General features: G+C 32.4%; 22 protein-coding genes. 7 read left to right on the forward strand and 15 right to left on the reverse strand.

Going from position 1 to position 25679, the window contains the following annotated elements:
• Window positions 1-113 precede the first annotated feature (113 nt).
• The 3 genes from VB776_RS20220 to VB776_RS20230 form a co-directional block, all read right to left on the reverse strand.
• Entirely contained in the window at window positions 114-551 is a 438-nt protein-coding gene (locus tag VB776_RS20220; RefSeq protein WP_323698685.1) for a nuclear transport factor 2 family protein, read from the reverse strand.
• Between the two features lie 6 nt (window positions 552-557).
• A complete protein-coding gene (locus tag VB776_RS20225) occupies window positions 558-767 on the reverse strand; it encodes a hypothetical protein (protein ID WP_323698686.1) in 210 nt (69 codons plus the stop codon).
• 104 nt (window positions 768-871) lie between these two features.
• On the reverse strand, window positions 872-1984 hold the full coding sequence (locus VB776_RS20230) for a hypothetical protein (RefSeq protein ID WP_323698687.1): 1113 nt from the start codon (window positions 1982-1984) through the stop codon (window positions 872-874).
• 993 nt (window positions 1985-2977) lie between these two features.
• Between VB776_RS20230 and VB776_RS20235 the strand changes: the two genes are divergently transcribed.
• On the forward strand, window positions 2978-3943 hold the full coding sequence (locus VB776_RS20235) for a hypothetical protein (RefSeq protein WP_323698688.1): 966 nt from the start codon (window positions 2978-2980) through the stop codon (window positions 3941-3943).
• A gap of 95 nt (window positions 3944-4038) precedes the next feature.
• Here VB776_RS20235 and VB776_RS20240 read toward each other — a convergent pair whose 3' ends face one another.
• The 6 genes from VB776_RS20240 to VB776_RS20265 all read right to left on the reverse strand — a co-directional run bounded on the left by VB776_RS20240 (window position 4039) and on the right by VB776_RS20265 (window position 14365).
• On the reverse strand, window positions 4039-4773 hold the full coding sequence (locus VB776_RS20240) for an outer membrane lipoprotein-sorting protein (protein ID WP_323698689.1): 735 nt from the start codon (window positions 4771-4773) through the stop codon (window positions 4039-4041).
• Between the two features lie 284 nt (window positions 4774-5057).
• Window positions 5058-6293, reverse strand: coding sequence for a TCR/Tet family MFS transporter (locus VB776_RS20245; protein WP_323698690.1), 1236 nt, complete (start codon window positions 6291-6293; stop codon window positions 5058-5060).
• A gap of 126 nt (window positions 6294-6419) precedes the next feature.
• Window positions 6420-9821 carry a PAS domain-containing sensor histidine kinase gene (locus tag VB776_RS20250; RefSeq protein WP_323698691.1) on the reverse strand — a complete coding sequence of 1134 codons (3402 nt, stop codon included), beginning with the start codon at window positions 9819-9821 and terminating at the stop codon, window positions 6420-6422.
• A gap of 598 nt (window positions 9822-10419) precedes the next feature.
• Window positions 10420-10785 carry a hypothetical protein gene (locus VB776_RS20255; RefSeq protein WP_323698692.1) on the reverse strand — a complete coding sequence of 122 codons (366 nt, stop codon included), beginning with the start codon at window positions 10783-10785 and terminating at the stop codon, window positions 10420-10422.
• A 602-nt stretch (window positions 10786-11387) separates the two neighbouring features.
• A complete protein-coding gene (locus VB776_RS20260) occupies window positions 11388-11789 on the reverse strand; it encodes a response regulator (RefSeq protein ID WP_323698693.1) in 402 nt (133 codons plus the stop codon).
• The gene (locus VB776_RS20265; RefSeq protein ID WP_323698694.1) at window positions 11786-14365 is read right to left on the reverse strand and encodes a PAS domain S-box protein; all 2580 of its coding nucleotides are present in this window, start codon (window positions 14363-14365) and stop codon (window positions 11786-11788) included. The genes VB776_RS20260 and VB776_RS20265 overlap by 4 nt, the downstream gene beginning before the upstream one ends.
• Window positions 14366-14717: 352 nt before the next feature.
• Here VB776_RS20265 and VB776_RS20270 point away from each other — a divergent pair, with 352 nt between their 5' ends.
• Both VB776_RS20270 and VB776_RS20275 read left to right on the forward strand, forming a co-directional pair.
• Window positions 14718-15305 (forward strand): DUF4202 domain-containing protein, encoded by a 588-nt coding sequence (locus VB776_RS20270; RefSeq protein ID WP_323698695.1) that lies wholly within the window; start codon window positions 14718-14720, stop codon window positions 15303-15305.
• Between the two features lie 153 nt (window positions 15306-15458).
• A complete protein-coding gene (locus VB776_RS20275) occupies window positions 15459-16415 on the forward strand; it encodes a sulfite exporter TauE/SafE family protein (RefSeq protein WP_323255294.1) in 957 nt (318 codons plus the stop codon).
• Window positions 16416-16528: 113 nt separating this feature from the next.
• Here the strand turns inward: VB776_RS20275 and VB776_RS20280 are convergent, their stop codons facing one another.
• Window positions 16529-18286 carry an ABC transporter ATP-binding protein gene (locus VB776_RS20280; protein ID WP_323698696.1) on the reverse strand — a complete coding sequence of 586 codons (1758 nt, stop codon included), beginning with the start codon at window positions 18284-18286 and terminating at the stop codon, window positions 16529-16531.
• 317 nt (window positions 18287-18603) lie between these two features.
• Between VB776_RS20280 and VB776_RS20285 the strand changes: the two genes are divergently transcribed.
• The 4 genes from VB776_RS20285 to VB776_RS20300 all read left to right on the forward strand — a co-directional run bounded on the left by VB776_RS20285 (window position 18604) and on the right by VB776_RS20300 (window position 21813).
• Window positions 18604-19152 carry a hypothetical protein gene (locus VB776_RS20285; RefSeq protein WP_323698697.1) on the forward strand — a complete coding sequence of 183 codons (549 nt, stop codon included), beginning with the start codon at window positions 18604-18606 and terminating at the stop codon, window positions 19150-19152.
• 59 nt (window positions 19153-19211) lie between these two features.
• The gene (locus VB776_RS20290) at window positions 19212-19658 is read left to right on the forward strand and encodes a hypothetical protein (protein WP_323698698.1); all 447 of its coding nucleotides are present in this window, start codon (window positions 19212-19214) and stop codon (window positions 19656-19658) included.
• A 705-nt stretch (window positions 19659-20363) separates the two neighbouring features.
• Window positions 20364-21155, forward strand: a complete 792-nt coding sequence (locus VB776_RS20295) for a sensor histidine kinase (protein ID WP_323698699.1) — start codon at window positions 20364-20366, stop codon at window positions 21153-21155.
• A 10-nt stretch (window positions 21156-21165) separates the two neighbouring features.
• Window positions 21166-21813, forward strand: a complete 648-nt coding sequence (locus VB776_RS20300; RefSeq protein ID WP_323698700.1) for a response regulator transcription factor — start codon at window positions 21166-21168, stop codon at window positions 21811-21813.
• A 59-nt stretch (window positions 21814-21872) separates the two neighbouring features.
• Here VB776_RS20300 and VB776_RS20305 read toward each other — a convergent pair whose 3' ends face one another.
• The 5 genes from VB776_RS20305 to VB776_RS20325 all read right to left on the reverse strand — a co-directional run bounded on the left by VB776_RS20305 (window position 21873) and on the right by VB776_RS20325 (window position 25661).
• The gene (locus VB776_RS20305) at window positions 21873-22607 is read right to left on the reverse strand and encodes an acyl-[acyl-carrier-protein] thioesterase (protein ID WP_323698701.1); all 735 of its coding nucleotides are present in this window, start codon (window positions 22605-22607) and stop codon (window positions 21873-21875) included.
• Between the two features lie 143 nt (window positions 22608-22750).
• Window positions 22751-23476 (reverse strand): carboxypeptidase-like regulatory domain-containing protein, encoded by a 726-nt coding sequence (locus tag VB776_RS20310; RefSeq protein WP_184135297.1) that lies wholly within the window; start codon window positions 23474-23476, stop codon window positions 22751-22753.
• 122 nt (window positions 23477-23598) lie between these two features.
• On the reverse strand, window positions 23599-24435 hold the full coding sequence (locus tag VB776_RS20315; protein WP_323698702.1) for a phosphatidate cytidylyltransferase: 837 nt from the start codon (window positions 24433-24435) through the stop codon (window positions 23599-23601).
• 26 nt (window positions 24436-24461) lie between these two features.
• Window positions 24462-24689, reverse strand: coding sequence for a putative signal transducing protein (locus VB776_RS20320; protein WP_323255314.1), 228 nt, complete (start codon window positions 24687-24689; stop codon window positions 24462-24464).
• A 39-nt stretch (window positions 24690-24728) separates the two neighbouring features.
• Window positions 24729-25661, reverse strand: a complete 933-nt coding sequence (locus VB776_RS20325) for a CPBP family intramembrane glutamic endopeptidase (RefSeq protein WP_323698703.1) — start codon at window positions 25659-25661, stop codon at window positions 24729-24731.
• Window positions 25662-25679: the final 18 nt, after the last annotated feature.

Here is a 25679-nt window from a genome sequence, read left to right on the forward strand (position 1 = left end):
TAAGGATAACAAGGCGTTTTAGCCTAAAAGCAGACAAAACAGGTCAGTTTTAGGCTTATAAAATAAACAAATCGGAAATATGTTACTTGGTGAGCTATAAATGAATATGGAAATCAGAAATTATCATAATAAGTAAAATCCTTTGTGATTACTCCATTTTCAATCGTGAAGATGGTACAAATGGGTAAAACAAAAGCAGATTTATCTGGAGCAGTGCCTTTTGAAATAAATTCTACAACGATATGTTTTTCGCCAGCGGGATAAATATTGGTGATAGAATCTTTAAGGTCTGGAAAAGCTTGGCTTAATTCGCTGTACTTTTTAATCGTTTGTTCATGCGTTTGCTTGACGATACTTTGACCTAAAGATGGGTCTTTGAAATCGGCGGTATCGGCATACATACTTGCCATTTTTGTCCAATCATGTTGATTGAAATACTCAAAATATTGTTTGATAAACGCCTCGTGAGGATTGGCAGAAGTGCTTGGTTTTTCAGTAGAATTACAAGCGAAACAAGTGAATGAAATAATAACTAGAACAAGGTTTTTCATGTGTTTTCAAGGTTTAAGTTTGACTTCAAATTTGTTGGATAAATATACAGTTAAAATACCTGAAAAAACTCCGAATACATACCAAAGTATATCTAAAGTATCATAATTTTTTAGCCATATTTTTATTGTTTCAAAACCATTTGGATATTTAGCCAAATAAAATGCCAATACAAAAGAGAGTGCTGAAAATATACGAGTCGAGTGTTGGGTTTTCATTGGCTTTATTTTTTCGGTTGAGTAGATTTTGGTTTTATGGCTTTGAATATAAGCTTCCTAGTGTCTCAAAGTTAATAAGCTGAAATAGATTAGGGAAATGATATTTATAAATTTAGACTTGCTTTAGTTGCATAATATTCCTCTATGCTTGAAAATGGAACTAGACCAACTGTAGGGTCAAAATAATCAAATAGCATTTCCATATTTATCTTTTGAAATAAATTTGAACTCTCTATTGCTTCTTTTGTGAAAAAGCTTCCACTATACTCTTGCATTATCTGAAAAATGAATAAGAATAAAGCTTCATATTCTGTTATCTCATTTCTAATTATATCATAAAAAAATATCATATCTTTAGAATCGATTATTCCTTTATTTTTTGAAATAGAGATATAATTTAGAAGTAATCGTAAAGACTCTAAGTATGAGATTATATTTTTGTAAATACCTGCTTTAGAATGTAAAACTTCGTTTAACTCGAACTTATCATAATAACGAAACAAGTCAGGATTACTTAAATCTATTACCCTAAAGCTGTTGGAATCTGTGGTACTATTAAGTGATTTAATATATAAAACACATTCTGAATCATTATTATTTGAAAGGTAATTATTTATACCAAAAAACATCGGGTAGCCAATATTATAAATGGATTTGCTGAAAAATACATACCTGTTCTCTAAATCAGTGTTTAGTTGTTGTTCAAAACTTTCTTTGTTAGAGTAATCTAGTTCATTACAATTGTAAGTATAAAAGTATATTTTTCGATGAAATTCGAAATATCTTAAAGCATATTGAAAAAAATCATGGTTTTGGTCTGATGAATTTGCTTCATTTCTTTTTAAGTTACAAATAGCCAATAATTCAAAAAACCTATTTTCAAACGTTGCCCTATTACCGTCTTTAAATTGTATTTGAAACTGTTCGGCTTGCTGCCTATTTGCTTTCACTTGCTCCATAAAAGCCCAGTATGTTAAAAGTGCAGCTATTATTGCTACAATTGGTCCAAGTGTTCCACCAAGAGTGTCTCCTAACGGGCCAGTAGATTCAACAATTTCTTTTAAGCTACTTGCAAAATCTACATCATTATTAATTGAATGGAAAATTGCTAATACTAATAATAAAAACGGAATAGCTAAATAGATGATAATTATCATAATTATCATGGAAATACCTTTTTTAAAGTACTTATTTTCTGTTGATGATTCTAAATTCATTAGGGTGTATTTTTAGGATTAATATTCCCTAAATTACTTTTAAAATCACAATGATGAAATAGTTACTTCTTTTTTATCAATAAATTCTTTTAGAAAGTTAGAAATGATGATAAGGGAGTATTTTTATAAAATCCATTTAAATTACTCATGGCTAGACTTCAATTCATGCCATCAGTAAAGAGTATTTATATTCCTATCAAGAATTGAATAAAATAAAGCAGCTCAATAACATTTTTCAGAAAGCCTTCAAATTATCAAAAAGACAGGCAAACCTATCTTTGAGATTGGATGACCTATTAAAAAGAGAGGAAAACCTATCTCTGATATAGGACGACCTATCAAAAAGATGGAACAAGCTATCTCCGAGATAGGACAACTTATCAAAAAGATGGTAAATCCTATCTCGGAGATAGGATTCGTTTGGTTTGTTGTTCAAAAATAAGCATAAAACCAAATAATATTCTAAATTAGTATTAACGACTTTTTGAAATTTGTCAAAGCTCTTAGGGATGTATTCCCTTTGGGATTTATTTATATCAAGTGTACAAAAACGACATCAAGAAAACATATTCCTGATGCCATTTTTGATTAATCGTACTAAGTTAATTCAGTTAAAAACCGCAATTTCTTGCTTAAAAGAAGGAGTGTTGGTACTTGAAAATTGGGGTAAAAAGAGGAAATAATTATCCTTTTTATGCTTATGCTTCGTAAATAAGTAGCAAATATTTATGGTCACTTTTCGCCCAAAAACAACTTGTAATCAGTAATAAAAGGTGAAATAGCCTATTTTTCTTAACCACATGATAATGTGCTTCGTTTGCTAAAGACAGCCGATGTGCGTAAATTTGAGGAAAATTGCCGACGATTATTTGTTACATATTGATTTTCAATACTCTTTCTGTTTCTATTTAAGCTATGATAAGCATCATGGCACGATTTTCTTATCAAATACATTGAGGTAATCCTTGCTTTTTATTTTACTATTCAAATATCATGAAAAAACTTTCTATCTTTTTTGTAGCCATTTTAGTGGCTTTGGTTTCTGCTTGCGGTGTTACGCCAGATATTCAACCAACAACTGTTGACAATACTTTGCCTGCTGCAACGGGTGGACTAGATGTTACTTTTACTGACCCAACGATCAATGCTACGTCGTCTGTAGTAGCGGCTAATGGCGATAATGTAAACGTTTCGTTATTAATTAAAAAAACAGCATCGGGTGGTAAGCCACGTATCATGAGAGTATTTGTTGAGACTACTGCAAATTACCGTCCTGCTAATGCAACGCCTTTGTTTGAAATTAAATTGAAAAATAAGGACGAGCAAACACAAACAATTGAATACACTGTTTCGCCAACTTCTGGAAAAGTATATATTCACTTTGATGTGTATGATAATACTTCAACTGATGCCAACAGTACTTCGGCTAACGTAACTCGTAGAACTTTGGTAGTGAATGTTTCTTCACAAGCACAGATTGCTTCTTGGCCTTCAATTACTTTAGGGGCACAGTCGAATGCGGCAGGTTCAAGAGTAACTTCTGCAACGGGAGATATTTATAAAGTATGTGACTTAGATTCGAACATGAAGTATGTAGATATTACGTATGCTTCTGTAGGTTCGCCTGTAAAATCTACCTTGATGTCTAATCCAGCTAGAAGTGCAAACTTTAGTTTAAGCACTGTTGCTACTGCTACAGATTGTTCAGGTTCTTATACAGGTGGAGGTTCTGCTACTTATTTTGCAGTGGCACCAACTGCGGTTGATTTTGCTACGGCTGATGATTTAACATTGGGTGCTTTAAGTATCTCGAATACTGCACCACAATTTATTGCGATTGAAGCAGGGAAAGTTTATGCTTTCTTGAACGGTAGAGGCAAGAAAGGACTTATCAAAGTAAACAGTGTAGTAGCGGGTGTGGCTGGTACTGTTAGCCTTGATATTAAAGTACAGAAATAGAAGGTTATTGATGACCTAATAATTCATACGACTGAATAAAAAAGGAGTCATTTTTCGGCGAAAAATGACTCCTTTTTATTGATATAATGTTTTAATTACTTACTTGCTGGTTTTTTGAAGATTGCCTCATCTACCTTTGGATTCAATTTGATTGATTCTGTTTCAATCGTCATACTTCCACCCATTGGACTAGGCGTTTCCATCGTATGTGCAAAGATTAAACCTTCAATTGGTTTAAAGTTTGAATATGTCACTTCTGCATCTATTTCTTGTCCTTGAACTTTACGTTTTCCACTTGTTTTTAAAGCGTAGTAAGTTGACGTCGATACATAAATGTTTGATACGTCTCCGTTTTTCTCTGTTAATTTTAAATGATAAGCATCAGCACCATCTATTTTTTCTGTACCTACTAATTCTACGGTTGAACCACTGTCTTTATAGCCAATCAATGAACCGCCTAAATTTAATTGTTTACGTGTTTCTCTAACCATTGATAATGGCATATCTTCAGGCGCTCCTGTTCCTTGCATCATTACTGGTCTCACGGTCCAACCTGTTTCTCCATCAACTACCGTAATGATATCTTGACCCATTACAGATACTTCAGTTCTCAACGATTTTCCTGATACAATAACTGTTTTACTTTCAATATCCATTCCTTGCACCGAAAACTTATTCTTCATTTCTAAGCTTTTTAATGCTTTCCATTTTTCTGCACCACCAATTGCCTCAATATGTTTTGTTACAATTTCGTCGGCTGTTTGTGCAAAAGCACTTGCTGTTGTTATCATAACAACCAAAGCAGCACTTATCATTTTTGAAAATTTCATGTTTATGTTTGTGTTAAATATGTTTGGATTGATTTTAATCGTTTTGGTTTTCAGTAAATACTTGTGTATTTAATTATGATTGAAATGTAGCAAGGATTATAATCATCACAAAACACTATCATGATAATCAGTGATTTTGGAGGATGAATGGAGAAGCTTTTTGAGTTGTGAGTGATGAGTTTTGAATTAGTGAATTAAAATGGATTACTTTTTTCTTGTGATTAACTCCATTCAAATTAAAACAATAGTTAACTTCTTACATACCAATCAAAATTCACAACTCACTAATTCACAATTGCCTCCGCTGTCAATTTATTTTTAGGAAACGATTTTAAAGCTATCAACAAAGCAATAATTGTCAAAAAAGCTGCCATCATAAAGGCTGCTCCAGGAAAGAATATTGGCGCATCGTCTGCTGAAAAGTAAGCGAATAAATTAGATGCCAATAATGGACCAAATATCGTAGTAACACTTTGTAAACTTGTTAAACCTCCTTGTAGTTCACCTTGTTCATTGGCTGGTACTTGTTTCGAAATAATACTTTGTAAAGCTGGACCAGCAATACCACCCAAACCAAAAGGAATCATAAAGGCATACATCATCCAACCTTTTGTTGCCAAAGCAAATAAAGCAAAACCTGCGGCATAAAATAGCAATCCTACCAAAACAGAGTTTCTATCTCCTAACTTTGGATTGATAATTCTATTTAAACCACCTTGTACAATGGCAACTATTAAACCCACAAAAGAAAGTGAGTATCCGACTTCTGCCAATGTCCAATTAAATTCTTTCATGGTAAAATACGACCATGTACTCGGATGCGTTTGTCCTGCCAATTGTAAACAGAAAAATGCACCTACTAAACCTAACACAACTGGATAACGACCTAAGTTTTTTAATGAACCAATTGGATTTGCTCTTTTCCAATCAAAATCTCTTCTATGATCTTGTGACAAAGATTCTGGTAATACAAAATAACCATAAAGCCAATTAAGAAGTGTTAGTCCTGCCGCTACAAAAAAAGGTACTCTTGCACCTATATCTCCTAATACTCCACCAATGACTGGTCCAATGATAAACCCAATACCAAAAGCTGCACCAATCATTCCAAAGTTTTTAGAACGGTTTTCATCATTTGAAATATCAGCAATATATGCCGAAGCCGTTGTAAAGCTTGCTCCCGTAATGCCTGCAATAATTCTTCCTGCAAAAAGCCATGCAATAGTTGGAGCAAAACCCAAAAGAATATAATCTAAACCAAAACCAAAAAGCGAACCTAGAATAATAGGACGACGACCATACTTATCACTTAATCCACCTAAAATCGGAGAAAAAATGAATTGCATAACTGCATAAGCCGCCATCATAAAACCAGAATATTGTGAAGCTTCACTAAGTCCTTTACCAGTAAGTTCTTGTAATAATTTAGGTAAAACAGGAATAATAATTCCGATTCCTAACACATCAATAAGGATAGTAATAAAAATAAATAGAATTGCGGGATTGCGTTTTGCCGACATGGGGAGTTTTGAATTCAGGGATAATTGTTTAGCAAGTTAATCATTTTTTTGATTTTGTTGAGTTTGCTATTTTTCGCTTTCGTTGCCATCAATAAATAATATTCTTGATAATTTGAGTATTAGCACTCAAGAATAATGCTTAGGGAAAATCAACGTAAATTCTGTTCCTTTTCCAACCTCACTTTTGAAGCTAATTGTCCCGCCAAGTTTATGCGTAAATTCCTTCGTAATGTTTAATCCTAAGCCTGTGCCGTCGATGTTTAAAACATTATTGGCTCTGAAAAATATCTCAAACAAGTGTTGTTGATCTTCTAAAGGAATACCAATGCCATAATCTTGAATAATGATTTTGAAATTCTTGTCGTTAATTGCTAGTATTAAACTAGGGTTTGGTGCATCTTTGGAATATTTAAAAGCATTATCAATCAAATTATTAATAATGTGTTTTAACAAAGAAGCATCAGAATAAATTTCTTTATTTTCGGTAGGCAAAATCAGTTCTAGTTTTCGATTGTCTTTTCTTTCACTATAATACTGATTATTAAGTTCTTTAATCAAAGAAATAATATCTATATGTTCTAACTGCAAATTAATTTTATCATTGGCAGATTTCTCCAATAACATCACATCCGAAAGCATTTCAGTTAATCTATTTGCTTGTGAAGTAACTCTATTGAGATGATGTTTTAATTTTTCTTTTATTTCAACATCTGATAACATATTGGTATAAATCCCTAAAATATCAATACTTGTAACAATCGTAGCCAGTGGTGTTCTGAACTCATGCGAAGCAAATGAGATGAATCTCGACTTCAACAAATTAATTTCCTTCTCTTTTTCTAAAGAAAGTTCTAGCTGGCGAAGCTGTTTTTTAGATTCTTCGGCATTTTTTCTTTCGGTAATATCTATCAGAATCCCATTGAAAATTACTCTGTCTCCCATAATTGTCGGGCTAGACATCCCTTGGAACCATTTAATTTCACCATTATCAGCTTGGACTCTTCCTTCATAGCTCCAATTATTTTTGCTAATCATAGCAATATAAATAGAGTTTAAAAAAGAAGTTTTATCTTCTGAATAAATATGTTTGGCTAAATCCTTTTCCTTCTTGTCAAAATCAATTCCGAATATTTCTTGCATTTTAGCACTCAAATACGGAAAGTATGTTGTTCCATCTGGTTCAATACATAACTGATATACTACTCCTGGTACACTTTTGGCAAGGTTTTTAAACATTAATTCACTTGCACTGAGTTGCTCTTGCACAAGTTTTTGTTCCGTAATATCAATACTAATTCCTATTAATCCATCAACATCTCCTTGTTCATTAACAAGTGGTATTTTAGATAATAAATACCATACACGTTTTTTGGTAGGGTCTTCAATTAAGGTTTCTTTATTAATAATTGCTTTTCCAGTCTTGAAAACCGTTTGGTCTTCTTCAATAAATATTTTGGCATATTCTGCGGTGAATGTTTCATAATCATTTTTGCCAAGACCCTCTTTTTCATCTTTGAATCCTAAAAATTCAAGTTCAGCTTTGTTAATTAGAGTCTTTCTTGATGCTAAATCTTTTACATAAACATTTAAAGGCAAATTATCGATGATTGTCCTCAATAGATATTGTTCACTTTTAAGCAACTGCTCTGCTTTTTTTGTTTTTGTAATATCCATGAAGTTCATGATAATACCTTGAATTGCTGGTTCTGCCAACTGATTATTAAAATGGGTTTCAATCCATAACATTTCGCCATTAGGTTTTATATACCTAAAACTTGCAGTTGGGGAATAATCAGGTTGTTCATAAACTTGTTGAAAAACTTTACCTAATTCGTTTACATCGTCAGGATGGACTAAGCTTCTGTCGTATTCTTCAACAGTATTTATTCCCAATATCTTTTTCCCAATGGGACTAATATCAATAATTTTTTTATCAGTATTTACAATAGCAATTCCTTCAATACTTTTTTCAAAAAGTGCTTTGAGTCTATTTTCTCGCTGAATAATTTCATTTTCAGCATTTTTCTTTTCTGTAATATCTTGTGAGGTGATTCTTATTTGAATATTTTTCCCGTTTTCGTCTTTATTGAGCTTGGCATTCATGACCAAGTACTTTATTTGTCCATTAGGCATTTTCAAACGGAAATCAAGATTCAAATACTTGTTTTCTGTCATCATTAATTGATGTTCTTCAAGTAATTTTTCTCTATCGTCTTCATGCACATAATCTAAAGCTTCGGTTAGATTGAGTGGTGTTTGTGTAAAATCAATTTCAAAAATATGATACATTTCTTCCGACCAGAAATGATTTTCTCCAACCAAATCAACTTCCCAAAAGCCTAACTTTGCAATATTTTGTGCCGCCAATAATTGTTCATTCGTTTTTTGTAGAGCAAATTCGTACAATTTTCTTTCGGTTATATCTTTGCCATAGCAAGCCGTTCCAATGATTTTACCGTCAAGTTTGATTGGATAAAATGAAACCTCTCTCCATAAATCTTTTATGTAAGCAATATTATATTGCGCCGTAAAGGTTTCTCCTGCTAATGCTCTTTTATAGAATGAAGTAAATAAGGCTAAATGAGTTGGACTAAAAGCAAGTGTTTCAAGAATATTTTTGCCAGGGTAAATACTTTCTTGAATGTAGTCAAGAATTAACTTTTCATAAGCTGCATTAAAAGAGATTAAACGAAATGAAGTATCTATGCTCCAAATAATGTCTGAGGTGTTATCAATTAATGATTTCAAGTTTTTGGCATCAAACTCTTTTTGTTTTCTTGTTAAAACTTGCTCATTAATATCTCTAAAATTCATTAGAACAGTTTTTATAGCTTGGTTTTCAAGTAAGTTATGGATGGTAGTTTCAAGCCATTTTTCGGTGCCGTCGGGCATAATAATCCTAAATTCCATCGTTTCGGTTTGAGTCGGATTAGCGATTACGGCTGAGAAAAGATTAGCTAAAGCTGCTCTATCTTCAGGATGGATATTTAATTTGTCTTTAATCGTACTCGTGTTTTCATCGTTGTAGAAACCTAATATTTTTTTACCAGATGGACTAATCTCTAAAATTGTACCTTCAATATCTACTAATGAAAAGCCTTCTGTAAAGTTTTCAATAATAGAGCTAAAGCGTTTTTCTATCATTTTAGTACTTTCATCTTTAGCTTTACGCACAGAAATATCTTTGAAATAGCCATGCCAAATAATTGAGCCATCAAGATTTACTTCAGGGTTTGCCAATACTTCTATCCAACGAAAATCATGTTCGTTCTGTTTGATTCTGAATTCATAAAACCAATTAGAATGCTCTTTTTGCGAATTTTCAAGAGTGGTGAAAAAGCTTTGATAATCTTCTTCTAATATAGACGCAAAGTAGATAGAAGGGGTGCTTTGAAAAGTAACCTTATCTACTTCGAAAAATATATGTTCAATTTCCCTACTAACATAGGGAAATGATATATCTCCATCGACTGATAATGCTAACTGAAACATTGCCACAGGTGAATTATCAATATTTTTTTCAAACATTTGATTTTTATTTGATGTGTTCTCCAATTTATTCAGGATGTTTTAAATTTTTATTTAATAATAAAGAGTCGTAACTGAAATTATTATGATAGAGGAATAGCCTATTTTAACATCTATTAAATCAATAAAATAAAACTTAAAGATAATAGATTAAAGAAAGTGTGATTGATATTACAACTTACATAAAAGTTTGCTAACAACTAGATTAAAAGTGAAAAATTCGGCAATATTTTACTGTAATTTTGATGGAAGCCTAAAAGTGAATGTAAGAGAGCGTAATATTTTTTTTGAATTAAAGCTTAGGGTTTTTGGGAGATTAAAGGAAGAGTCACACCGAGTGCTTGCAGTTAATTAAATATAAAGTAATGAGAGAAGTTTATTGAGGTATAAATAGAGTGGTGTAGAACTATTTACTCATCTAATTTATTATGTCGAAAGCAAACGACAATTCATTTTTTAGTTTACGGTCATTAATATTGAATAAGTTTTAATTTGGATTGGAATAGTTCAATTTTTTATTTTTGCCAAATAAAAAAACCTCCTTATGATTGTCTGTTGAAAACGTTCATAAGGAGGTTGCTTGATAAGTCCTCAAAAATTAGTCGATAGTTGTATCGTTCTTTCTAATTGTATCGTTCGCCAGCTCAGTGTCTTTTACTGCTTTTTTGGTAAAAGGCATTTTTGGGTTTTGCCAAGTTAAATACTCTTCTTTTGGCTGATTCCTAATAATACTCAAGCCTTTTTCAGTATTTTGCGTACCTACTTGTTTGTAGTTCCTATTAATTGCTACATTCTCGCTGATAGGAAATCCTTTTCTACTATTTTTTTTAGCTGCCGCAGCTGCTTTATTAGGATGTTTGTAATTACTTGTGCTATACCCAGGGTCACCTGATGGAACCTCCTGAGCGAACGAACCATAACTTGCTACCAGTAACAAGCCCGCCCAAAAAACTTTAGATTTCATGACAATGTAATGTTTAAGTTTTGTATGTTTTGTTTCAGAATTTACTTTTTCAGAAAGTCTCAGTATTGAAAATAAATTTAACTGAGCCTTGTAATAAGCGTGAGTAAAAACACTTATTATATTTAGATAACGAAAGTTGCAACCAAAAATTTTGATTGCCAAATGATGGATTTGAAGGATGAAAGCTGAAGTTTTTAACTGATTTTTAGCCATTTACAGTTTTTTCTATAAAATTATGATAGAAAATATAGGCTATTTTGCAGAATTTTCTTTTAGATAGTAAGAAGTGTGGTTAATTACTACTTGAAATAGTAAGATTTGGATAATTGAAAAAACAAAAAATATTTTTGGAAGGTCATGATATGTTTAGCTGTAAAAATGCCCTTGAAAAGACAAAAACAATGTTTTTATACAAAAAAAGCATTTGATTTTTAAGATATAAATAATAAAAAACAGCCTTTTTTAAGCTTATGAATATATTTTTAGTCCTAAAAATTAAAAACAAAATAAGTATAAATACTTAAAATAAATTTCAAAAAAAATGGAATTAACAAAAGATTAAACTTTCATTAATTCCATTTTGTGATTGGAAAGTCTTGTTTTTAATGTTCAAAAAAACGTTTTACTTGTTGTTGGGTTTTTAATCCTTCCAGAATATCTTTCGTTAAAGGTTTTGAAACATAAGAAATTACTTGTTCGTAAGTACTTGCTTTGTCGAGGTCGTGCTGGTCAATTGAAGAACTTACCATTACCACAAAAATTTGATTTTTCAGGGCTTGTTTTTGCAAGGCTTCTAACAATTCCCAACCATTCATTACAGGCATATTGATGTCGAGCAATATCAAATAGGCATCATCTCCATTGTTTTGAATAATAAAGTCAAATGCTTGTTTACCATCGGCAAAATTTATCGGAGAATCTGTAAGCCCACTTTTTTTTGCTATAATTGAGTGCAATGTTTGCACCATTTTGTCGTCATCTACTATTAATAAATTGAGTTTCATATTAAAATATTGTTGTGATCTGTTTTAATTGTGTTGTTGATTTTTCGAATAATTCCATCAAGTTCGTAAGCAGAATCAAGAATATTTTGCAGAAGTTCTTCCTTACTTAGTTCAACACTATCAAAATCGTTTAATAAATTGATAATCCCCATGATACGTGCCACTGGCGCCCTCACAACGTGTGATTGCATCCATGCAATTTCACGGAGTTGTTTGTTTTGTGCTTCTATTTCTCCAAGATGTTTCTTCTGGTCGTTAATATCTTGAATCATTCCATACAATCTTATTGGTTTTCCTTGAGCTAGTTCTACTCTTCCTTTAGCTCTTACCCATCTTTCTTTTCCTTTAGCTGTAACGATTTGTACCTCTAAATCGTATGGCGTTCCTGAATGTATAGCATTGTTCACTGCTTCAATGATTGCATCTCTGCTTTCCCCTTCTTTGTAGGAACTCATGCTAGTTTCAAACGTAGGTTCATAATCGATTGGTACTTCATGAATTTCTTTTGTAATAGAACCCCACGTTACTTTTTGGGTAGGAATATCATATTGCCAACCACCAACACGTCCAATTTCACTGGTTTCTTTTAGAAGTATTTCAAACTTTTTAATATCTTCTAAATCCTGAACCATTCCATGTATTCTAACTGATTTTCCTTCAACTGTAGCTACACCGCCTTTTACTCTAATCCATTTTTCATTACCTTTTGCGGTGAGAATTGGGGTTTCAAAATCAAAATCCTTCGCTTCTGCAACTACTGTATCAATTAATTTTCTAATTCTTTCTCGGTTTTCGCCTTCTCTATAAAAATGAAGTATCTCATCTATTTTTACATCATAATCTAATGGAAGTTCATGGATTTCTTTAGTGATTTTTGACCATGAAACTGTTTGATTAACTAAATCTATTTCCCAACCACCAACTCTTGCAACTTCGCTGGTTTCTAGTAAAATTCTTTGATTGGTTTCAAGGGCAAGTTCTATTTCTTTACGGTTAGAGATATTTCTGGCAAACATTGCTGCACCTCTGATTTTATCGCCATCTTTAATAGGATTAAATCTGATTTCACTCCAATAACCCCAATTAGAATCTATATTTGGCGAGTACAATTCATGGGTAAAGGTTTCTCCAGATAAAACTCTTTCATTAAGTGTTTTCCAGTAAAGATTTACTTCATTATCAAATCCTTTAATATTATTGATACAGTCTCCTTGTTTGATTCTTATGCCTCCAAAATGCTCAATCAAATTCAAATAAGCATCATTGGCTGTAACTAAGCACTGGTTTTCGTCTATACTCCAAACCAAATCATCAGTACTGTTGATAAGTGCTGCAGTGTTGGTTTTTTCTTTTTCAAGAAGTTGAAGATAAAGTTTTTGTTCTGTTATGTCATTAATGAGTACATGGCGAGCTCGTCTTCCATGATATTTTATACCATGTGTGGTTATCAGCACAAAAATTGTTTCTCCATTTTTTTTGATGTGTCGCCATTCGTATTGATTTGCCTCAAGTTCATCTTTTGGGTTCGAATGGTCGAGGTATTTGTAAGCATCTTCTTTGGGTCTAATATCCAAAAGTGTCATTTGTAAAAACTCTTCTCTTGAATAACCATAATGTTGGATGGCTGCATTGTTGATTTCCAAAAAAGCAAGGGTTTCAATATCATAAATCCACATGGGTTGTGGATTAGAAAGGAAAAGTAATTCGTATTGTTCTTTACTTTTGTTTATTTTTTCTTTGTCCTTTTTCCTTTTGGTAATATTTCGGGCATTAATGACTAACTTTTCTACCTCTCCATTCTCATAAATTGGCTGGAATGATATTTCCATCCATTGTTCATTATACCATTTAGTGGCAGGAATGTAAGTATCTACTGAAAAAGCATTTCCTAAAAAGGCCTTCTGGCTTTGTATTTTAAAAAACTCAATTAATTCATCTGTATAATAATCTTTCAATAGAAATGAATTTCCACCTTTTAGTATTTTGCCAGTATGCTTTTTGATGGTATCAATGTAAGTTTTGTTGGCAGAAATAAGGTTAAGATTCTTATCGATGCACCAGATATAATCATTAGTAGTACTTAGTAGTACTTTTAACTGGTTTTTTTCAAAAACGAGTTCTTCTAAATTAAGCTGGTTTTGTTCTATTAATGCAATTGCTTTTTGGGAAAGCGTTCTTAATATTTTTTGTTCTTTGGCTGAAAGCTCAGAAATCGAAGAGTTAAGTAAAGAAATATGACCTAATATTGCGCCATTAGATAAATACAATGTTTTACTAATGATAGAAGTTATTCCGTTTTCTACAAAAAAGGCTTTTTGAGGGTGCTTAATATTGAAAATATCTTCAGAATTACTGAATTGATATTGGACTAAGTAGCTACTTAGATTGAAATCGAAATTGAGAGAATAATCATTATCCGACCTATGCCATTGCTTTTTAACCCCTAAAAAAGAGAGGCAAATGACCGAGGAGTCAAATATGTTTGAAGCGACATCAAGAACGAGATCGAAATCGTTTTCCTGTAGGGCTTCAATTTGAATTGTAATAAATTCATTTGGCGGAGTGAAATTATTCATATCGAATTGAAAGCAGTTTTAATAAGAATTGACTGGCGTGGTGTTCCAAATCAATCTTAATGCAAACTAATGAAAAAAAGTTACATTGTTATACGCATTGTTTTATTTATGTTGGATTTTCGTCACTTAAGTTAGTGAAAATAAGTATTAGATGCTATTTTATTAATTATTAATATTTGTAAATTAATAGATAACCCTTTTTTTTCCAGAGTGTTATGAAAAACATATAAATATCAACCCTGAAATTTTAAAAATATCAGGACAAAGCCTTATTGTTTAGTAAAATTTTATTTATGAGATTTACTTTCAGAACCCTAAAATCTGAATGAATTAATTAACCAATTTCAAGGCGATGGAAAAACTAGCAAGTGCTTTTCAAAAATTTGATGAATATAACAAAACCGATAAACATGTTTTTGAGTGGGAGGGAAAAAACTATCCTCAAGAATATTTTTTGGCAATACAATTATACAATTGGGTGCTAAAATTAGAACCCGAAGCAAGCCAAGCACTATTACTTGCTTCGAGATGCCAGCATATTGGGCGTTGGGAAATAGCCAGAGAAAGTTATCCAGATGGAAGAGTTGGTTATTTAACTTGGCGTAAAGAGTTGGGACTTTTTCATGCCCTGAAGGCGAAAGAAATACTACTTGATGTTGGTTTTGATTTAGAAGAAATTGCTAAAGTTGAGAGAATTGTACTTAAACAAAAAATTAAAACTGACCCAGAAGTACAAACAATGGAAAATGCTTTGTGTCTTGTTTTTTTACAATTTCAGTATGAAGAATTTCATACAAAACATGATGCCGAAAAAGTAATTAATATTCTAAAAAAATCATTGTTGAAAATGGATACACACGGGCATCAGTTTGCATTGTCCTTGCCATATTCTGAAAAAGGATTGTCATATATTCAAGAAGCCTTAAAATTATTAGCTTAAAGATTTTAAAAACATATTTGATTGTTGCCAATTTGATGTTTCCATGTACTTCATAATAGTTTTGTAAATTAATTTTTCAAATAGTTACTCTACTTGTTTTGTAGATTAATTAAACTCTATTAACTTTGTAGGAAACAAAGAATTTTTAATTTTATGGAAATAGAATCACCGGCTCAATTAGAACCAGTTGTTGAGAAAAAAAAGTCTTCTAAAAATCCTTTTGAGGAAGCAATTATTAAAATTTGGAAAAGAGAAAGAACGATTTATGAAGTAGCTATTCATTTTTTCAATGCCTTGGCTTTAATGATAGTTGGGTATTTTGTTTTTACATATCTCACCATTCAAAATATCACTACAGGCTTACAAGAAATCAATTCTGATATTTTATACTATATTTTAGGGGGCTTTATTGCTCAGATGATTGATGGAGCATTGGGAATGGCTTATGGTGTAACGGCTTCTACTTTCCTTGCCAATGTGGGAGTTTCACCAGCGGTTATTTCTATGAGTGTTCACGCTTCGGAGATTTTTACCAGTGGTGTTTCGGGATATATGCACTTGAAATTTGGAAATGTAAACTCTAAATTATTTAAAGCAGTACTTATTCCGGGTGTAATTGGAGCAGTTTTAGGAGCTTATGCTCTTTCTACATTAGCCGAAAGTTATATGCACTATGTAAAACCAGCGGTTTCAGTTTATACTCTAATTCTGGGTGTTGTAATTATTCAGAAAGCCTTAGTAAAACGTCAACAAAAGAAAAATGTAAAAATGATTGGACCATTAGCTTGGTTTGGTGGAATGATGGATTCTATCGGTGGTGGCGGTTGGGGACCAATTGTTTCATCAACTTTGATAGCTTCTGGTCGTCATCCAAAATATACTATTGGTTCAGTAAACTTGGCTGAATTCTTTATTTCACTTTCTTCTTCATTAACTTTTATTTTTGTCATCGGCTTCTCGCAATGGCAAGTAATTTTGGGTTTAATTCTTGGTGGAATCGTAGCTGCACCAATCGCAGCACGTTTATCAAGTAAATTACCAGTAAAAGCTTTGATGATTATGGTTGGTATTGTGGTAATACTAGCAAGTTTAAAGAAGATTTTAGGATAATCCGATTATGGATTTTGGAATATAAATTTCAGATTTTCGTGTAATAAATCTTGCAATATCAATATTAAAATCAATAGGGGTGGACTTAAGTCCACCCCTATTGATTTTTTAATCTACGCCGTTACAAACTGCATTTTATGTAAACTTGCATACCAACCATCTTTTTCTAATAATTCATCGTGTGTACCTTCTTCTTTGATTTCGCCTTTATCTAATACCAAAATTTTGTGTGCATTCTGGATGGTAGAAAGTCGGTGAGCAATTACAATAGCTGTTCTTCCTTTCATCAATTTAGCAATGGCATTCTGAATCATTTCCTCAGTTTCGGTATCGACCGACGAAGTAGCTTCATCCAACACAATTACTTTCGGGTCGTGAACCAAGGCTCTTACAAATGAAATCAATTGCCTTTGTCCAACCGAAAGTGTTGCGCCTCTTTCCATTACATTATAATCGTAACCATCGGGCAAACGTTCTATAAAATCATGCGCACCAACCAATTTTGCGGCTTCAATGATTTTTTCTCTCGTAATACTTTTATCTCCTAAAGTAATATTGTTTTCAATCGTGTCAGAAAACAAAAATACATCTTGCAAAACCACACCAATTTTACTTCTGAGGCTATTCAATTCATAATCTTGTAAATCAACATCATCCACAAAAATTTTACCTTTATTGATTTCGTAAAAACGACTTAGTAAATTAATCGTTGAAGATTTTCCAGCACCAGTTGCTCCGACTAAAGCAATGGTTTCTCCTTGTTTTACTTCAAAGGAAATATCTTTCAACACATATTCTTCGTCGTTATAAGCAAACCAAACGTTTTCGAAACGAACATTTCCTTTTAGTTTATCGGCTTTAAAAGTACCGTTGTTCACCACATATTCGTCCGATTCCAACAATTTGATAATTCTTTCGGTTGAAACAATTCCCATTTGAAGCGTATTGAAACGGTCTGCCAGAAAGCGAATTGGACGGAAAAACAAGTTCATAAACATGATAAAAGCTGTGAGTGTACCCAAAGTCATATCATGTGTAAGAATTTGTTTTGAACCAAACCAAACAATTAAACCTGTTCCAGCGGCTAAAATTACATCGGCAACTGGAAAGTAAACAGAATATGCCCAAATAGAACGAATATGTGCATTACGATGCGCTTCGTTGATTTTTAGGAATTTATCGTACTCTAATTTTTCGGAATTAAAGATTTGCACAATGTTCATTCCTGTAATATGTTCTTGCACGAAGGAATTCAAATTGGCAACTGCCAAACGTACTTCATTAAAGCTTTTCTTGATATATTCTTTGAACAAATAAGTGGAAATTACCATAAACGGAACGGTACAAAGACAAATCAAAGTCAAACGCCAATCTGTCCAAAACATTACGCCTGTAATTAAAACCAATTGCAAAATATCGCCAGCAATTGCCGCCAAGCCTTCTGAAAATACATCATTGAGGGTTTCAATATCCGAAACAGTACGAGTCACCAAACGACCGATGGGCGTATCATCAAAAAACTTTAGTCGAAGCGAAAGAATTTTCTCGTATAGTTGCACACGGATGTCACGAATAACAGTTTGTCCTAACCAGCCAGCCATGTAGGCACTTACAAATTGCAGAAAACCTTGTAAGAGTAAAACCCCAATCATCAACAAAAGCATGTTGGCAAGCATCGGGTAATTGCCAGCGACAATATAATTATCAATGGTATGGCGAATTAGCAATGGATTGAGTGGCACTACACAAGCCGAAACCATGATGATGACAACCAAAGACCAAAATCGTAATCGATAAGGAGTAAGGAAACTATAAATTCTTTGAAGGATTTGTATATCAAATATTTGCCCGCTTTTTTCTTCTTTTCTCATTAATTTGTTTGAAATATTGAGGTGGTTTTCAATAACACTTCAAAATTAACATAAGATTTTGGGGAATGGTTTAGTATGGAGGAAATAAGTAGCTTTCAGCTATCAGTTTTCGGACATCAAAGAGGATATAAAAAGACTAAAAAATGACCCCGTATTTTCCCCGTATTGATAGCGTAGAAATACGGTATTTTAGTATAAAAAGCCTTTAAATTGTTGATTTTGATGGTTTTAGTAAAAATGCCTATTGTGTAAATGATGATTAAATAGTAGTTTCAAATAGTTAAATCGATTCTAAAACTTAAACCACTTAAATTATTATGAAAAATACACTGATTCTATTACTCGGCATTTTTGTTGGTAGCCTCAACCTCATTTTTAACTTCAAACCTGCTTCGTTAGAAGTACAAAAAGAAGAGAAGTTGATAGCCACAGCTAAAGCTCCTTTGGTGATGGATACTTCCCCTAATGATGCCAAAGAAATGATTAGCAATTTGTATGCTTTTATGAAGAAAAATCCAGAAAAGACTCCAGCTCTATTTAATAGAAGTTATGCTTTGGATTTTAGATACTTTAATCAAATTATTGAAAAACATGATTTAGTGAATTTTGCAAACGACCCTGCTAACAAATCTGAAGTACTAAAAATTAGAATTTACCCAGCATTAAGAAAGCAAGGAAATACCGAAGCTTTAACATTTATTATGATGATAGAGAAAGATGGGAAAATGTTGTGGGATAGTAATAATCCAAACTCTCCTCAACTAGAAATACAAGACCAAATGGGACTTTGTCCTCCAGCATGTTTTTTTGAAAATGATTTATTCACCGAATCAGAATGGAGGAAGAAAACCAGCCTTTACAATTAAGAGTATTTAAATTTAACTATAAATATTTAACCGTTTCACAATTTAAACCCCTAATTATTATGGTAAAACTTTTTGTAACCCAAAGTAGAAATTATGATGAGAGAATGGATGACTTATCATTAATCCCTATTGATGAAGATCCTGACCTAGGAGGAAGAACTTTTTCTGGAGAAGAATTAGCAATAATGATAACGGAATTCTCTAATGAAATTATTGCAAATGCCTTTAAATATAAAGCTTATTTATTCGATAAAGATAGTATAAAAAGACTAACAGACCAGCCTGGTTATGAAGGATTATCAATATACTTTGTTAAATATCTTGGGAGAATATCAGTAGCTTTATTTGCAGTTGACATAAAAAATAACCCAATAGTATATAAAAGACAAAGAAAGATTGATGAACAAATAATCATTGAAGAAGGTATCTGGGGAGAGGAAGATGGCACAGGTCATCCACCAAGCAAAATTTATGAGTTGTTAAAAACATTACAACCAGACAAATAGCTATGAATTTAGTTTTAACCTCTACACACAAAAGTGTGTAGAGGTGCTATTTTTGTCTATCAATTTTTCGAGAAATTTTAAAACAAATGATAATATGTATTTACAAATTGTATATATCATTATTGTGATAATTTGCTTTTTTGTTTCATTGAAGAATCAAAAATATCATGAAAATTATTTTAAAGTATTCACTTTTTTATTATTTGTTATCATCATTGTCGAAACAAGTGGATATACAATCAATAGGATATTGAAGATGAATAATCAAATTTTATTCCATATTTATGGACCTATTGAGTACACTTGTATTGCTTTTATTTATTACTCAAGTTTCAAAAGTTTAGTTGTGAAGAAAACGACTTTAATTTCAATCATAATTTTTATTCTATTTTCAATTTTTAGCTCTATTTATCTTCAGAAGTTAACAGACACTCCATATAATTTTCTTTTAAGGTGTTTACTTATTATTGGATTATCGCTGTTTTATTTTTATGAATTATACCAAAAGGATGAGGTCGTAATTTTGACTAGGCTACCTATGTTTTGGATAAGTGTTGGTAATTTTGCTTTTTATGCAGGTAATTTTTTTTTAATGGGTTTAATAGACACTTTAGAAAGGATGCACTCCGATTTGGTAAATCCTTTATTTAATATAAATACTATTCTTAATATATTTTTATACATTATGTTTATTGTAGGATTCTTATGCAAAAGAAGATAGATGACGTAGTATTGGTTTTAGCTTTCGGAACAATTATTTTCTTAGGTCTTACTTCTTTCATTGTAAGCTTTATTTTTCTCTTCCAAAAACGCCAAGCAAAACACCGCCAAGAAAAGCAAGCTCTCAAAATCGCTTACGAACAAGAGATTCTTAAATCTCAATTAGAAATCCAAAACCAGACTTTGCAGGATATTGCTCAAGAATTGCATGATAATATTGGTCAGTTACTTTCTGTGGCTAGGATTAATTTGAATGTGATGGAAGAGGAAGGCGATGATAAAGATGGTTATATCAAACAAACGAACGAAATTATCAATCAGTCAATTAACGATTTGCGTGCTTTAACAAAAAGCTTTGATGGAGATTTTGTACAACAATTTGGTTTAGAAGAAAGTCTCTCGCACGAAATCACTAGAATCCGTAAAACAAAACGCTTTGCTACTGAAATCAATATTGTTGGCGAAAAGTATTCGCTTGGTTATGAACGTGAAATTGTTTTATTTAGAGTAGCTCAAGAGATTCTAAATAATGCACTCAAACACTCTAAAGCCAAAAATTTAACAGTACTTTTAAGTTACACGCCAGAAACTTTTGAGCTAATTATCAAAGATGATGGAAAAGGTTTTGATATCGAAATGATTCAGCAAAATGAAATGAATCAATCGGGTGCGGGACTTAGAAATATTCAAAGAAGAGTAAAATTGATAGGAGGTACTTGCCAGATTAGTTCTGAAATTGGGAAAGAAACAAAGATTACAATTACTTTAAACCACTAAGATTTTAAAGATGAAATACAAAATTGCTATTGTAGATGACCACACTTTATTTGCTAACGCTTTGGCAGGTTTAGTTCAAAAAATGGAAACTTATGAAGTGATGTTTGAGGTTGGTAATGGAAAAGAATTAATACATCACTTTAAATTAAAAATGATTCCTGATGTGGTATTGTTAGATATTAATATGCCTGAAATGGATGGCTACGAAACGGCTTTATGGTTAAAAAATAATCATCCAGAAGTAAAAGTATTAGCACTTTCGATGTTCGACAAAGAGGAGGCGATTGTTGGCATGTTAAGAAATGGTGCTAAAGGTTATTTACTGAAAGGCTGTAAACCCTCTGAACTCAGAACGGCTTTAGATAATATTATCAATAAAGGATTCCACTACACAGAATTCGTGACGGATAAATTATTGAAAAGCTTGAATCCTGAAAAAGTTAAAAATCCCATCAAAGAATTAGGTTTGAACGACCGTGAACTTGAATTTGTTCGTCATGCTTGTACAGAACTTACTTATAATCAAATAGCAGATTTGATGTGTTGTAGTGTCAGAACGGTTGATGGCTATCGTGAACAAGTATTCTACAAAATGAAAGTAAAGACAAGAACAGGAGTTGTTGTAGTTGCAATAAAACTAGGAATTGTTACTTTGTAGCTTTGAGTCATCAGCGTTGGATTGCCATGGCTGATGACTCAAAGCTCATTACTGATAGCTTACAAAGTCCAAACGGTTGCGCCTGTTACCAATTCTAGTCCGTTTTGATTGACCATTTTGTGGATAAATCCATCATTTCCTCTTTGGCTTTGAGTGATGATTTTATCTCCAAAAATACTTTCGTTCTTAAAAATAATTTCAAAAGTTTTCAGTACTCCATCGTTCAACACATTGGTTGGAACGCTTTCCATCAGCCATTCTACATATCGATTATTATTCGCATGTTGGTTTGAATCAATATCATGCCAACGAATATCGAAAGATCTTTGTGTTTCAATAGAGGTCAAGGGTGAAATTTTACCAGCAACCTTTTGCACGGGTTCTTCACTTCCACAAGTTGGAGTAATGGCACGCATCCAATCTGGCACAGAAGTAATTCTACGACGAGCAATATCAATTAAGCCAAATAGAGCATTGGCACGAATTATTTCAACGCCAGCTGCATTGTAGACTTTAAAATCTCGGTAATAAAAATACTTGTCTATTTCTTGAACATAAGTTTTTACAACAACTGTTTCATCATAAGATGGCAATTGTTCAATCCATATTTTCATGCGGGATAACACCCAAGTAATATTATGTTGGGCACTCAAATCTGGGGCAGAAACATTAGCAACAACAGAATGTCGCCAAGCCATTTCTTGAAACAGTCCATTCAAAGCAGGAATTGTTAGATTGCTGTGAGCATCTACTTCGGTAATTCTAATTCGGTATGATTCAGTAATAAACTCCAATACTCAAAGTGGTTAAATATGTTTATAAAAATGAAAAACTTCCAAAAAACAGTTTAAACGAACCGTTTTTCTGGAAGTTTTTATAATTGATAAATGCTGTGAAAATTACTGGAAAATGGTAACTAAGCAAAATAACATTCAATCTAATTTCCAGTTTTTTGTTCTTTCAAGAATTTCTGACGAGAAATTCCCTCTGAAGGAGCATCTTCATAAGCTTTTTTGTACTCAGTCTTTTTTAAATCTCCATTTTTAATTGACTTAATGAAATTTGCCCAAGCAAAAGGATTGGTAAATGCCATTAAAGGACTTTGCACGAAGCTTCTATTAGCAGCTGAGAAAGTCATTTGGTCTGAAAAATTCTTGAAATTTCCTGCACCACTCAATCCAGCTCTTAAAGCCAATACATTTAATTTCGATTGCTCAAGGTTTTTAGCTAAAGCTTTTCTTCCTGCTTCATTATCCAATTTCATGTCCAGAAATGCCTTTTTAAATTCATCTTCTGTTCTGTATGGATAAATTTTTACTTCTGCCAACATCTTAGAATCTTCTGTCATAAAAATGGTAGCTACTTGAGTCTGATCGTTGGTTCTTGGAATGATGTAGTACTTCTTTTTATAGCCAACGTAAGTAAATACCACGCTATCGCCAGGATATACATACAAAGAAAAATTGCCAAAATCGTCTGTCAAAGTACCTCTTCCTGACTGTGGATTGAAAACATAAGCATTCGGTAGAAACTCAGAACTACGGTCGGCAACAACTCTACCCGAAAAAATCACGGATTTGTCTTGTCCTTGTCCAAAGCTTGTATATTGAGATAGACAAATGATAAAAGCAATTGTAAATATGTATTTTAATTTTAATAACATCGTTTCACTTTCAGATGATGAATTTTATGTAAACTTACTCAATTTAACGCTTTCAAATGATAATCTTGTGTTGCTTTAACAGTTTTTAACGTTTCGTAAGTCTAGTAGAATTCAGGCTAAATTTACGGAAACAGCTTTAAAAAAGTAATGATAAATGGAATAGAAAGTAACAAACCATCGAATCTATCTAAGAAACCACCATGTCCAGGAATTGTTGAAGCAGAGTCTTTTATTTTAATACTTCTTTTAAATAATGATTCTACTAAATCTCCATAAGTACCAGCTACTACAATAATTGCTCCACAACCAAACCACTGCCAAGTTAAAAGGTCAGTAAAATATGTTGAAAGAATAAAAGAAACAAGCATTGAAGCCAAAAAACCACCAACACTTCCTTCCCATGATTTTTTTGGGGATACTCTTTCAAATAACTTGGTTTTACCAAACTTTGTTCCGGCAAAATAAGCACCTGTATCGCTTGCCCATAACAAAAATAAGCAACCTAAAGGACGTTGCCAACTAAAATTTGTACTATTTAAAAATGCCAAAATGATAATTAAAGCAAATGGCAATGCTACATAAATAACGCCTAAAAAAGTATAAGCGATATTTTTAAATGGTTTTTCATCTTGAACCTTGTAAAGTTTGATAAAAAATATCAAAGCCATCAAAGGTGAAAGTATGTAATAATTGGCTTCGGGAATAATTCCTTTTTCGATAAGGAAAGTAACTGAAACCAACACAAAGCCACAAAAAGTACCGTAATAAGTTAAAGGTTCGTCACCATCTAGTCCCAATAATTTATAAAATTCAAGCTGTGCTAAGATGGCAATAATAGCAAAAAGCCCAAAGAAAGTCCAATCGCTAAAAACAATGCAAAATATCAAAAAAGGAACAGCCACAACCGCTGCAATTACCCTTTGTTTCAGATTCGACATTCCTTGTAGTTTTTCATTCATATTGATTATTTTTTAATTAGTGATACTTATGCAATTTCTTTACTTTCTTCCAAACCTCCTTCATTATCCAATAAAAACTTGGCTAAAACAGCATCTTTCTGGTGAACATATACTTCACACAGCCCGATAAGATAAGAACTATCTCTTTTACTGACGATAACCGCATTGATTTGATGTTCATCTTCCAAATAAGCTTTGGCTAATTCTGCTTTAAATGGATTTGCAGACTCGTAAATTTTCTTCCAATCATTCATTAAGTAAGCCTTATTTTTAAGATTCAACACAAATATAAATCAATCATCACTTCTATAAATACTATGTTGCCAAAACCAACGAAGTAACAAAACAGTAAATAAACATGATGCTAATGCAAAGCCAACAGGTACAGATTCTGTTTGTTCAATATCAGTTTTAGTTACTTTCATTTGATAAAGGTAAGCCATCAACAAAGTAAAACCATTATTTACAAAATGGGCAAACATTGATAACCACAAATTTTGAGTCCAATAATATAAGTACCCAAACATAGCTCCTAATAGCATTCTTGGAATGAATCCAAAAAATTGAAAGTGAATAAAACTAAACCAAAAAGCAGCAAACCAAATAGCGATATGAGGATTTTTGAAGGTTTTTAAAGCTAAATTTTGTAAAACGCCTCTAAACAATAATTCTTCACTTATACCTGCCAAGACTGCAACAACAAAAATCGCCAAAGCAAATTGTGCTTGATTTTTAAAATTAGTCAAAAATTTGGTGAGTCCGCCCATTGATTTTTCTGATGTTCTCATCCATTCTTCTACGCCTTTCATTGATGCTGGTAATTGCATTTTTTGATTCAATTCAATAAAAACAGCATCGAAAGGCATAAAACCAATCACTAAAATAGCAACAAGTGCCAGTACCTGCAAAGTAGTAGGTTGGAAACTTAAAGCTTGAATGCTTTGTTTTTCGATAACCGACCAATAAAACAGAGATGTTCCAATAAATGCCATCGGAGTTGAAATCATCTGAAGTACCATCACTCCAAGATAAACATTTGGATAATCGTTGAGATGTTGTTGGAAATTTGCAGCCTCCTCAAAAGGCATTCCTGTAATTGCTGAAAGTGCAAAAAGTCCTATTGTAGAACCAACAAACAAGAAAATTAAGGTCAAACCCACTAAAATCATTAGCTTAGCTATAAAGGGGCGTTCAGTTTGTGGACGAAAAGTATCGAATTCTGTCATAATGGTTGTAAATTTACG

The sequence above is a fragment of the Arcicella gelida genome (genome assembly GCF_034931025.1).
Lineage (GTDB): Bacteria > Bacteroidota > Bacteroidia > Cytophagales > Spirosomataceae > Arcicella > Arcicella gelida.

What these genes read in the sequence shown, in the direction of transcription:
- VB776_RS20220 (WP_323698685.1), bottom strand. Translation starts at nt 551, where the DNA reads ATGAAAAACCTTGTTCTAGTTATTATTTCATTCACTTGTTTCGCTTGT.
- VB776_RS20225 (WP_323698686.1), bottom strand. Translation starts at nt 767, where the DNA reads ATGAAAACCCAACACTCGACTCGTATATTTTCAGCACTCTCTTTTGTA.
- VB776_RS20230 (WP_323698687.1), bottom strand. Translation starts at nt 1,984, where the DNA reads ATGAATTTAGAATCATCAACAGAAAATAAGTACTTTAAAAAAGGTATT.
- VB776_RS20235 (WP_323698688.1), top strand. Translation starts at nt 2,978, where the DNA reads ATGAAAAAACTTTCTATCTTTTTTGTAGCCATTTTAGTGGCTTTGGTT.
- VB776_RS20240 (WP_323698689.1), bottom strand. Translation starts at nt 4,773, where the DNA reads ATGAAATTTTCAAAAATGATAAGTGCTGCTTTGGTTGTTATGATAACA.
- VB776_RS20245 (WP_323698690.1), bottom strand. Translation starts at nt 6,293, where the DNA reads ATGTCGGCAAAACGCAATCCCGCAATTCTATTTATTTTTATTACTATC.
- VB776_RS20250 (WP_323698691.1), bottom strand. Translation starts at nt 9,821, where the DNA reads ATGTTTGAAAAAAATATTGATAATTCACCTGTGGCAATGTTTCAGTTA.
- VB776_RS20255 (WP_323698692.1), bottom strand. Translation starts at nt 10,785, where the DNA reads ATGAAATCTAAAGTTTTTTGGGCGGGCTTGTTACTGGTAGCAAGTTAT.
- VB776_RS20260 (WP_323698693.1), bottom strand. Translation starts at nt 11,789, where the DNA reads ATGAAACTCAATTTATTAATAGTAGATGACGACAAAATGGTGCAAACA.
- VB776_RS20265 (WP_323698694.1), bottom strand. Translation starts at nt 14,365, where the DNA reads ATGAATAATTTCACTCCGCCAAATGAATTTATTACAATTCAAATTGAA.
- VB776_RS20270 (WP_323698695.1), top strand. Translation starts at nt 14,718, where the DNA reads ATGGAAAAACTAGCAAGTGCTTTTCAAAAATTTGATGAATATAACAAA.
- VB776_RS20275 (WP_323255294.1), top strand. Translation starts at nt 15,459, where the DNA reads ATGGAAATAGAATCACCGGCTCAATTAGAACCAGTTGTTGAGAAAAAA.
- VB776_RS20280 (WP_323698696.1), bottom strand. Translation starts at nt 18,286, where the DNA reads ATGAGAAAAGAAGAAAAAAGCGGGCAAATATTTGATATACAAATCCTT.
- VB776_RS20285 (WP_323698697.1), top strand. Translation starts at nt 18,604, where the DNA reads ATGAAAAATACACTGATTCTATTACTCGGCATTTTTGTTGGTAGCCTC.
- VB776_RS20290 (WP_323698698.1), top strand. Translation starts at nt 19,212, where the DNA reads ATGGTAAAACTTTTTGTAACCCAAAGTAGAAATTATGATGAGAGAATG.
- VB776_RS20295 (WP_323698699.1), top strand. Translation starts at nt 20,364, where the DNA reads ATGCAAAAGAAGATAGATGACGTAGTATTGGTTTTAGCTTTCGGAACA.
- VB776_RS20300 (WP_323698700.1), top strand. Translation starts at nt 21,166, where the DNA reads ATGAAATACAAAATTGCTATTGTAGATGACCACACTTTATTTGCTAAC.
- VB776_RS20310 (WP_184135297.1), bottom strand. Translation starts at nt 23,476, where the DNA reads ATGTTATTAAAATTAAAATACATATTTACAATTGCTTTTATCATTTGT.
- VB776_RS20315 (WP_323698702.1), bottom strand. Translation starts at nt 24,435, where the DNA reads ATGAATGAAAAACTACAAGGAATGTCGAATCTGAAACAAAGGGTAATT.
- VB776_RS20320 (WP_323255314.1), bottom strand. Translation starts at nt 24,689, where the DNA reads ATGAATGATTGGAAGAAAATTTACGAGTCTGCAAATCCATTTAAAGCA.
- VB776_RS20325 (WP_323698703.1), bottom strand. Translation starts at nt 25,661, where the DNA reads ATGACAGAATTCGATACTTTTCGTCCACAAACTGAACGCCCCTTTATA.